The organism is Peribacillus acanthi, assembly GCF_003073175.1.
GTDB lineage: Bacteria > Bacillota > Bacilli > Bacillales > DSM-1321 > Bacillus_BN > Bacillus_BN acanthi.
In genome coordinates, this window is the sequence record NZ_QBBX01000008.1 from 185,961 (window position 1) to 191,963 (window position 6,003).

Below are 6,003 nucleotides of genomic sequence, written 5' to 3' on the forward strand. Positions count from 1 at the left end.
CTTTCATTAATTAAAACAAAGAGGAGTATCGTATGTGCAGAAACATTAGAACATTGTTTAATTTTGATCCAATTGCTACCGATGAGGAGATTCATGCAGCAGCTTTACAGTATGTTAGAAAGATAACTGGCTATAACAAGCCATCCAAAGTTAACGAAGAAGCATTTAATCAAGCAATCAACGAGATTGCAATGGTTACTAGAAATTTATTGAATGATCTGCAAACTATTGCTGAACCCCGTAATCGTGAGGTAGAAGCTGAGCGTGCGCGCATCAAAGCAGCTAAAAGGTTTGGACCAAATAGTGAGGACTAGAATGTGTTTATAGATTTTGAATCCGTTGAAGACTGCAAATATAAAGCAGTCTTCTTTCTTTTTCTCAAATGTTGATAATGAAGTTTTACTAGATAAGTTGTCAATGTGTGAAACAGTATTTAGTAAACGTTTTACATTGTGTCTGATGATAATAGTGTCAACAAACTTCACAATAAAGTCAGGAGAAACAATTTTCTAAAGGAGTGGCTTAAATGGGAAACGTTCATATAGCTGAAAATTTAGTTGCTAAAGATGAGAAGTATGTATGGCATGCAATGAAGCCTTATAACCCACAAGCAACAACCATTATTCAAAAAGCGAATGGAGCTTGGCTGACAGATATTGATGGTAATCGTTATTTAGATGCCATGGCTGGTTTGTGGTGTGTAAATGTGGGCTACGGAAGAGAAGAAATAGCAAAAGCAGCTTATGACCAGTTACTTGATAACAACTATACACCATTAACTCTCAGTCATCCTTCAGCAATTTTACTTGCCGAAAAAATTAGCGAATTATTGGACGGGGATTATGTGGTGTTTTTCTCTAATAGCGGATCGGAGGCAAATGAAACAGCATTTAAAATCGCTCGTCAGTATCACCAGCAAAAAGGCCAGGGAACCCGATATAAAATCGTTTCTCGATATCGCGCCTATCATGGAAACTCAATGGGAGCGCTTGCCGCAACAGGGCAGGCTGAACGAAAATACAAATATGAACCATTAGCACCAGGTTTTATTCATGTTAAAGCACCAGATCAGTATCGCTACAATGAAGATGGATTTAAGGATGCCAGCGACTTACCTTCCGTTAAGGTAGTGGACGAAATCATGACATGGGAACACTCAGAAACCATTGCCGCGATGATATTAGAGCCGATTATTACTGGTGGAGGTGTAATAATGCCTCCAGATGATTATTTGAAGGGTGTAAAAGAGGTTTGCGAGAAGCACGGTGCACTATTAATTGTAGATGAAGTAATTTGCGGCTTCGGACGTACAGGAAAAGCTTTCGGACACCAGCATTACGGAGTGAAACCGGACATTATTACAATGGCAAAGGGACTTACGAGCGCATATATGCCACTTTCTGCAACCGCAGTAAAGAGAGAAGTATATGAAGAGTTCACTAAAAACGGAAATTATGACTTCTTTCGCCATGTAAATACATTTGGAGGCTCTCCAGCGGCCTGCGCAGTGGCATTGAAAAACCTAGAAATTATGGAGCGTGAAAACCTATTCGAACAATCTTCAGAAATGGGTGCAATTTTAGTCTCTGAACTAAGAGCAAAAATTTCAAACCACCCTCATGTAGGTGATATTCGAGGAGTAGGATTGCTCATTGGCATTGAACTTGTAGAAGATCGTAATACCAAAACTCCATTACCTGTTGATAAAGTGAACCAAGTGATTGCTAAGTGTAAAGAACAACGACTCATTATTGGGAAGAACGGTGTAACAGTAGCTGGCTATAACAATGTATTAACACTATCTCCGCCATTAAATATTACGATGGAGGAAAAAGACTTTATTCTTGCAGGTTTAACACAAGCCATTGAATTATTATAATTTTGATAGCATTCATTAGAAACAGCAGCGTTGTTGAGATTAATAGAATTAATGTAGTACCAATCGAATCCTATCTCAAATTGTGGAAAAATAGCTTGATAATCGAAAGGAGAACAATTAGATGACAAACATTACCGAAGTAAAAGAACTTACCCATTTTATTGATGGGAAAATAATTGCAGGTAAGAGTGGCCGTTTCTCAGAGGTGTTCAATCCGGCAACAGGCGAAGTCATCGCCCAAGTGCCATTAGCTTCTACGGAGGAAGTGAAAGATGCCATAAAAAAAGCTGAAGCCGCCTTCCCTGCATGGCGTGATATATCAGTAGCTAAACGTGCAGAAATTGTATTGGAATTCCGAAATTTACTAACGAAAAATAAAGATAGAGTTATCGAATTAATCTGCACGGAAAGCGGAAAAACAGAAGAAGATGCAATGGGTGAAATTACTCGTGGTTTAGAATCAGTAGACTTAGCTATTAATGCTCCTCATTTCATGAAAGGAGAATATTCAGTTAATGTAGGGGGGCAAATTAATGCGTACTCTGCAAAATATCCACTGGGTGTTGTAGCAGCAATCTCTCCATTTAATTTCCCACTCATGGTGCCTTTAGCACAAACAAGTATGGCAGTAGCTGTTGGAAATGCTGTTATTTTAAAAGCTTCGGAGCGCGTCCCAATGACAGCTTTATATATTAGTGAATTATGGAAGGAAGCGGGTCTCCCTGATGGTATTTGGACAGTAATCAATGGTGATAAAGAAGCGGTAAACGAACTGCTCGAAAACCCAGCTGTACAGGCCATTTCATTTGTTGGGTCAACACCTGTAGCACAATATATTTATGAAACAAGTGCTAAATATGGCAAACGTGTTGTTGCATTAGGCGGCGGTAAAAATAATATGGTAGTTATGCCAGATGCGGATTTAGAACAAGTAGCGAATGCTTTCATCAGTGCAGGATATGGAGCTGCCTCTCAACGCTGTATGGCAATTTCTACACTAATGCCTGTGGGTCAGGAAACTGCTGATCGTTTAGTGGGAATTTTAAAAGAAAAGATTGATAGATTAAAAGTAGGTGCGTATACAGAAGGTGCAGATTATGGTCCAGTAATTTCACCACGAGCGAAGGAAAGTATCTTAAAAGCGATTGATCGTAGTGAAGAAGAAGGAGCCACAATCGTTTGTGATGGACGCAATAAAGAAGTTACCAAAAAAAAGAAGGGATTCTTCCTAGCACCGACTTTACTTGACCATGTTAGACCAGGTATGGAAATTTATGAACAAGAAGTTTTCGGTCCTGTACGAAATATTGTTCGTGTAGATACGTTAGAGGATGCGATCAAATTAATTAATCAGCATGAATTAGGAAATGGGGTTACGGTATTTACAAATAATGGGCTAGCAGCTAGAAAATTCACCACTGAAATTGATGTTGGAATGGTCGGGGTAAATGTACCAATTCCAATTCCAGTAGGCTATCATAATTTTGCAGGTTTTAAAGGCTCAAGATTTGGTGACGGGCAAATGTTTGGTCCAGATCAAGCAAATTTCTATACGAAATCAAAAATGGTTTCAGAACGCTGGCTATCACCGAGTGAAAATAGTGGACTTTCATTTGCTTTTCCAAGTAATAAATGACCATCAAATTATCCATTTAGAAAAAGGAGCGGTCCGAGTTATTAATCTCGGACCGCTCCTTTTAATGGATTGAAGTATGGAGCATAACGGGATCGAACCGATGACCTCTACGCTGCCAGCGTAGCGCTCTCCCAGCTGAGCTAATGCCCCGATAAAGATTACAAGTTAAATTTTATCGAAATATTTACACTTGTCAATCCTTTTTGGTCGAATATTTAAAGAGTTTCAATTTCTACTGACGTTATGCCTTGAATCTTTGATACTGCATAATAAACATCAGTTGTCTTTCTATGTTGATCTACTGTAATTTTCACTTGAACAAAGTGAGAGCCTTCCAAATCCTTGATTCTAATATTTTTTATTGATATTTTTTCATTTTTAATCTTGCCAATTACTTCAGCAATATCTTCTTTTTCTGAAATCATTAGTTGAAGTAAGATTTCCTTTTCTCTTAATGTCCTAGGTCCAATTAAGCCAACAATCATTGGTATCAATTCCACACTAATCATCAAGAATACGACCCCTGCAAAGGCTTCAACGTAGAACCCTGCCCCGACTGCTATCCCAATTCCTGCAGCTCCCCATATCATGGCAGCGGTAGTTAACCCAGAAATGCTATCATTTCCTCTACGTAATATTACACCAGCACCTAAGAAACCAATACCAGACACTATCTGTGCAGCGAGACGCAGAGGATCCATCGTAATATTCACATCATCATCACTACCTGGGAATATATAAGCGGACTCTATTGAGACAATCGTCAATAAACAGCTGACAATCGAAATAACTAAACTAGTTTTCAATCCTACAGGCTTTCTTTTTATTTCTCGCTCTAATCCAATTATTAATCCAAGAACGGCGGAAATTCCGAGTTTCATTAATATATGTAGATCTAAATTAATATCCATTACCCAGTTCAAATCAAACACCGCCTTTGATTAATATGATTCGTTGATTTTTAAGTATTTTATCACTTTGCTGAGAATTAGTGTATTAAGAAGTTAAGCAAAATACAAATTATCCATAGCAATTGAATTCTACTCCTTGTATCATTACTTAATGGTTATAAAAAAGGAGGTTGATTCTATTGAAAGAACCAAATATAAATCCTTACATTGCTTTAGCTATTGGTGTGATTTCTGTATCAACTTCTGCAATTATGGTGAAATTTGCTTCAGCACCATCAGGAGTCATTGCATTTTACAGACTCTTTTTTTCAGTTCTTTTCATGTTACCTGTATTTGTTTTAAAGTATAGGCACGAACTTAAACTAATTCGGAAAAAAGATTGGCTACTTACTGCAATTTCTGGTGTTTTTTTAGCCCTTCACTTTATTCTTTGGTTTGAATCATTAAATTACACATCAGTTGCAAGTTCAACAGTACTTGTAACACTTCAACCTTTATTTGCTTTTGTAGGAGTGTATTTGTTTTTTAAAGAAAAAATTACAGGCAAGGCTATTTTTAGTGGGGTGCTTGCTATTGCAGGGAGTATAATCATTAGCTGGGGCGATTTTAAAATAAGTGGAATGGCACTGTGGGGAGATATCTTAGCTCTTATTGCGTGTGCCTTAGTGACCGCATACTTACTGTTTGGTCAAAATGTGAGACAAAGGCTATCTCTAGTCACTTATACTTTTTTAGTCTATGGCATAAGTACATTTTCACTATTAGTCTATGTACTTATTATGAAAGAACCTCTTGGTCCATATCCAGCTGGAGACTGGTTATGTTTTATATTGCTTGCCATCTTTCCAACACTTTTAGGCCACACACTATTCAATTGGTCATTAAAGTGGCTCAGCACGACTACCATTTCAATGGCAATTCTCTTTGAACCTGTAGGAGCCGCAATCTTAGCATATTACTTATTAGATGAAAGTTTAATATGGACTCAAATGGTTGGTGGATTAGTTGTAATAGTAGGAATTAGTATATTTTTAATGGACGAAAGAAAAGCAAAACTAATAGCTAATAGGCAAAATAGCAGGATTAAGAATCCGGCTTGATTGTATTTGCATGATATCAATAACTGATTCGGAAAAGTTTAAAAATAAACCTGGGGTAGATTGCCCCGGGTTTATTTTGTTTAATGGATGATGTGGACACACTATAACTAGAATTTCAATTCATATCATTCTATGAACAGGAGGAATTCTCAGATATAGTATATGAAATAGAACTTTTCAAAGTCAGACAGTTGGAGTAACTTGTTCAAGTATATATTAAAAAAGTTCTCAAATTAGGTTGCAAATGAATTTGTATCATGATATATTAATTCATGTCGCTAAGACAAGTAGCATCAACTTTGAAAATGATAAAAAATTATTTTGAAAAAGTATTTGACATCTATTTCGAAGGGTGTTATATTAATAAAGTCGCTTACGAGCGAAACGAAAGATTTTGCTCTTTGAAAACTAAACAAAACAATACGTCAACGTTTAAATTTAAGTCTTTTAAATAAGACATTTTATGAGCAAGTCAAA

At 36.9% G+C, this 6,003-nt stretch carries 5 protein-coding genes and 1 tRNA gene; 4 read left to right on the forward strand and 2 right to left on the reverse strand.

The genetic code is table 11. The features are described 5' to 3' along the window. Positions 1–32: 32 nt before the first annotated feature. From DBX25_RS10535 to DBX25_RS10545, 3 genes are all read left to right on the forward strand, one after another. A complete protein-coding gene (locus tag DBX25_RS10535) occupies positions 33–314 on the forward strand; it encodes a DUF2277 domain-containing protein (RefSeq protein ID WP_108670751.1) in 282 nt (93 codons plus the stop codon). 212 nt (positions 315–526) lie between these two features. Then, positions 527–1,879 (forward strand): aspartate aminotransferase family protein, encoded by a 1,353-nt coding sequence (locus DBX25_RS10540; RefSeq protein WP_108670752.1) that lies wholly within the window; start codon positions 527–529, stop codon positions 1,877–1,879. A gap of 121 nt (positions 1,880–2,000) precedes the next feature. Continuing rightward, the gene (locus DBX25_RS10545; RefSeq protein ID WP_108670753.1) at positions 2,001–3,515 is read left to right on the forward strand and encodes a CoA-acylating methylmalonate-semialdehyde dehydrogenase; all 1,515 of its coding nucleotides are present in this window, start codon (positions 2,001–2,003) and stop codon (positions 3,513–3,515) included. 77 nt (positions 3,516–3,592) lie between these two features. On the opposite strand, the gene DBX25_RS10550 is transcribed toward DBX25_RS10545, so the two are convergent. Both DBX25_RS10550 and DBX25_RS10555 read right to left on the reverse strand, forming a co-directional pair. Then, a tRNA-Ala gene (locus tag DBX25_RS10550) sits at positions 3,593–3,665 on the reverse strand. Positions 3,666–3,730: 65 nt separating this feature from the next. After that, a complete protein-coding gene (locus tag DBX25_RS10555) occupies positions 3,731–4,426 on the reverse strand; it encodes an MgtC/SapB family protein (protein ID WP_108670769.1) in 696 nt (231 codons plus the stop codon). A 179-nt stretch (positions 4,427–4,605) separates the two neighbouring features. Between DBX25_RS10555 and DBX25_RS10560 the strand changes: the two genes are divergently transcribed. Further along, positions 4,606–5,526 (forward strand): DMT family transporter, encoded by a 921-nt coding sequence (locus DBX25_RS10560; protein ID WP_108670754.1) that lies wholly within the window; start codon positions 4,606–4,608, stop codon positions 5,524–5,526. Positions 5,527–6,003: the final 477 nt, after the last annotated feature.

Excerpts from the sequence above, each read along its gene's own strand:
- DBX25_RS10555 (WP_108670769.1), bottom strand. The coding sequence starts at position 4,426 with ATGGATATTAATTTAGATCTACATATATTAATGAAACTCGGAATTTCC.
- DBX25_RS10540 (WP_108670752.1), top strand. The coding sequence starts at position 527 with ATGGGAAACGTTCATATAGCTGAAAATTTAGTTGCTAAAGATGAGAAG.
- DBX25_RS10545 (WP_108670753.1), top strand. The coding sequence starts at position 2,001 with ATGACAAACATTACCGAAGTAAAAGAACTTACCCATTTTATTGATGGG.
- DBX25_RS10535 (WP_108670751.1), top strand. The coding sequence starts at position 33 with ATGTGCAGAAACATTAGAACATTGTTTAATTTTGATCCAATTGCTACC.